Annotated in this window: 1 protein-coding gene; it reads left to right on the top strand. The window is 68.6% G+C overall.

Annotated elements, in window-relative coordinates:
* A partial coding sequence (locus WU80_RS24190; RefSeq protein ID WP_156349753.1) for a non-ribosomal peptide synthetase occupies window positions 1-4,165 on the top strand: 4,165 nt, incomplete at both ends.

Below are 4,165 nucleotides of genomic sequence, written 5' to 3'. Positions count from 1 at the left end.
TGCCCTTTGAGGTCCTGGTGGAGCGGCTGGGTCCCACCCGCAGCCTCAGCCATCACCCCCTGATCCAAGTCGTCCTCGCCTGGCAGAACCTGCCCTGGCAACACGAGGGCCCGGCCGCCGGGCTGACGCTGGGCGATGTGCGGGTCACCCCGATGCCGGTGGACACCCAGGTCGCCCGGATGGATTTGGTGTTCTCGCTGGCCGAACGCTGGACCGAGGACGGCCAGCCCGCCGGCATCGGCGGCGCGGTCGAATTCCGCACCGACGTGTTCGACACCGCGACCGTGGAAAGGCTGATCGAGCGGCTGCGAGGGGTGCTGGTCCAACTCACGGCCGATCCCTCCCGGCGGCTTTCATCGATCGAAGTGCTCGACGAGTCCGAACAGGCCCGCCTCGAGGCCATCGGAAACCGCGCGGCGCTGAATGAGCAAGCGCCCGTCGCGTTTTCGATTCCCGAGTTATTCGCCGCGCAGGCTGCCCGGGCGCCGGAGGCGGTGGCGATTACCGATGGTGAGCAGTCGTGGACGTATGGCGAGGTGGAGGAGTCGGCGAACCGGTTGGCGCACTTGTTGGTGAGTCGGGGTGCGGGTCCGGGCGAGCGCGTGGCGGTGGTGTTGCCGCGGACGGCCGAGGCTGTGGTGGCGATTTTGGGTGTGCTCAAGACCGGGGCGGCGTATGTGCCGGTGGATCCGTCGGTGCCGGCGGCGCGGATTGAGTTTGTGTTGGGTGATGCCGCGCCGGTCGCGGCGGTGACCACCGCGGCGGTGCGCTCGCGCCTGGACGGGCAGGCCTTGGACATCGTCGATTTCGACGACCCCGCCGTGGCGGCGCAACCGGGCGGCGGGCTGGCGGCGCCGTCGGCGGACAACATCGCCTACATCATCTATACGTCCGGGACCACCGGCACCCCGAAGGGCGTGGCGATCCCGCACCGCAACGTGACTCAGTTGTTGGAGTCGCTGGATGCGCAGTTGGCGTTGGGGCAGGTGTGGACGCAGTGCCATTCGTTGGCGTTCGACTTTTCGGTGTGGGAGATTTTCGGGTCGTTGTTGTATGGCGGCCGATTGGTGATGGTGCCGGATGCGGTGGTGCGCTCGCCGGAGGAGCTGCACGCCATGCTGGTTCGTGAACAGGTCAGTGTGTTGAGTCAGACGCCGTCGGCGTTTTATGCGTTGCAGACCGCGGATGCGTTGGCCCCGGAGTTGGGTCAGCAGTTGAAGTTGCAGACGGTGGTGTTTGGTGGGGAGGCGCTCGAGCCGCATCGGCTGGGCCGGTGGTTGCATCATCATCCGGGGCTGCCGCGGTTGATCAATATGTATGGCATCACCGAGACCACGGTGCATGCGTCGTTTCGGGAGGTCGTCGACGGTGATGTCGACAGCAACGCCAGCCCGATCGGGGTGTCGCTGGCGCATCTGGGGTTCTTTGTGCTGGATGGTTGGTTGCGGCCGGTGCCCGAGGGTGTGGTCGGTGAGTTGTATGTGGCCGGGCGGGGTTTGGCGTATGGCTATGTGGGCCGGTCGGGGTTGTCGGCGACGCGGTTTGTGGCGTGCCCGTTCGGCGGGACCGGTGCGCCTGGACAACGTATGTATCGGACCGGGGATTTGGTGCGCTGGGGTGCCGATGGCCAGTTGCAGTACATGGGCCGCACCGACGAACAGGTCAAGATCCGCGGCTACCGCATCGAACTCGGCGAAATCCGCACCGCGCTAACGGCTTTGGACGGGGTTGAGCGGGCGGTCGTGGTCCTTCGGGAAGACCGGCCCGGCGACAAGCGGCTCATCGCCTACATCACCGGAACCGCACATCCCACCGACATCCGCGACCGCCTGGCCGAGCGGCTGCCCAGCTACCTGGTACCGGCCGCGGTCGTCGCCATGGACGAGCTGCCGCTGACGGTCAACGGCAAGCTCGACACCCGCGCCCTGCCCGCACCCGGCTATCGCGGCAGCGAATACCGCCCACCGGCGACGATGACCGAGGAGATCCTGGCCGGCATCTACGCCCAGGTGCTCGGGGTGGACCGCGTCGGCGTCGACGACTCCTTCTTCGACCTCGGCGGGGATTCCTTGTCCGCCATGCGGTTGATGGCCGCGGTCAACACCGGTCTGGACGCCCACTTGGAAGTGCGGACCCTGTTCGAGGCCCCCACCATTCGCCAATTGGCGCCACGCCTGGGCGCCGCCGAGGACAGGCCGGCCCGGGTGGTGGCAGGTCCGCGCCCCGCGGTGGTGCCGTTGTCGTTCGCTCAGAACCGATTGTGGTTCACCGACCAGTTGCAGGGACCGTCGCCCGTCTACAACATGGCCGCCGCGATGCAACTGGACGGTGACCTGGACGTCGATGCGCTCGCGGTGGCGCTGGCCGATGTCGTGGCCCGACACGAAACCCTGCGCACCGTGTTCGTCGCACCCGAGGGCACACCGCAGCAGGTGGTCATCCCCGCCGCGCAGGCCGACATCGGTTGGCGGGTGGTCGATGCCGACGGTTGGTCGCCGAGCCGCCTCACCGAGGCCATCGAGACCGCGGCGCGCCACACGTTCGATCTGAGCACCGAAATGCCCTTGCGCGCCATGCTTTTTCGAATCGCCGTCAACCGGCACGTGCTGGTGGCCGTCGCCCACCACATCGCGGCCGACGGGTGGTCACTGGCGCCGCTGGTGCGCGATCTCGGCGCGGCCTACGCCAGCCGGTGCGCGGGCGAGCCACCCGCCTGGGCGCCGCTGCCGGTGCAGTACGTCGACTACACGCTGTGGCAGCACGCCCGGTTCGGCGAACTGGATGATCCCGCCAGCCTCATCGCCGGGCAGCTTCGGTATTGGCAACGGGCCCTGGCCGACCTGCCCGTACACCTCGCGCTACCCACCGACCGGCCCTACCCGGTGGAGGCCGATTATCGCGGCTCCAGCGTCACCGTCCAGTGGCCGGCGAAACTGCAGCAGCGCGTGCGCGAGGTGGCCCGCGACCACAGCGTGACGAGCTTCATGGTGGTCCAGGCCGCGTTGGCGGTGCTGCTGGCCAAGGTGAGCGCGACGTCCGATGTGGCGGTGGGCTTTCCGATCGCCGGACGGCAGGATCCGGCGCTGGATGAGCTGGTCGGATTCTTCGTCAACACGTTGGTGCTCAGGGTCGATCTGACCGGAAACCCCACGCTCGGTGAGGTATTGGCCCAGGTGCGGCAGCGCAGCCTCGCGGCCTACGAAAACCAGGACGTGCCCTTCGAGGTACTGGTGGAGCGGCTCAACCCCACCCGCAGCCTCGCCCATCACCCGCTGGTGCAGGTCATGCTGACCTGGCAGAACGGCAGCCCCGCCGAACTGAGCCTGGGCGACGTGGCAGTCACCCCGCTGGCGCTTCAAAACCGCACGGCGCGAATGGATCTGGTGTTCTCGCTGGCCGAGCGCTGGACCGCGGACGGCCGGCCGGACGGCGTCGACGGTACGGTCGAGTTCCGCACCGACGTGTTCGACGCCGACACCGTCGAGGCGCTGATCACCCGTTTGGAGCGGGTGTTGGTCGCACTGACGACCAACACCACCCGGCGGCTGTCGGCGGTCGATGTGCTGGACGCCGGTGAGCGCGCTTGGTTGGACGGGGCCGGTAGTCGGGCGGTGCTGGCCCGGCCGTGGACCCCGGCGTCGATTCCGGCGTTGTTCGCCGCGCAGGTGGCCCGCGGGGCGGCTGCGCCGGCGGTGACGTTCGAGGGGCGGTCGTTGACTTACCGCGAGCTCGATGAGGCGGCGAATCGGTTGGCGCACGCATTGATTGAGCATGGCGCCGGTCCGGGGCAAGCCGTCGCCTTGGTCCTCCCGCGGTCGGCCGAGGCGGTGGTGGCGATTCTGGCGGTGCTCAAGGCCGGGGCGGCGTATTTGCCGATCGATCCGGCGTTGCCGGCGGCGCGGATTGCTTTCATGCTCACCGACACCGCCCCGATCGCCGCGGTCACGACCGCGGCGTTGGCCGAGAAGGTGGAGGGTCATCACCTGGCGGTGGTAGATGTGGCCGATCCGGCGCTGCACACCCAGCCCGCGACGGCGCCGCCGGGGCCGTCCCCCGAGGACATGGCGCACATCATTTACACCTCGGGCACCACCGGCACGCCGAAGGGGGTGGCGGTCACACACGCCAATGTGACGCGGTTGTTCGACGCGCAGGCCGTCGGCGT

The sequence above is a fragment of the Mycobacterium sp. UM_11 genome (assembly GCF_001414075.1).
GTDB lineage: Bacteria > Actinomycetota > Actinomycetes > Mycobacteriales > Mycobacteriaceae > Mycobacterium.
The sequence above is the reverse complement of the archived record's forward strand: the minus strand, read 5'-3'. Positions and strand labels throughout refer to the sequence as shown.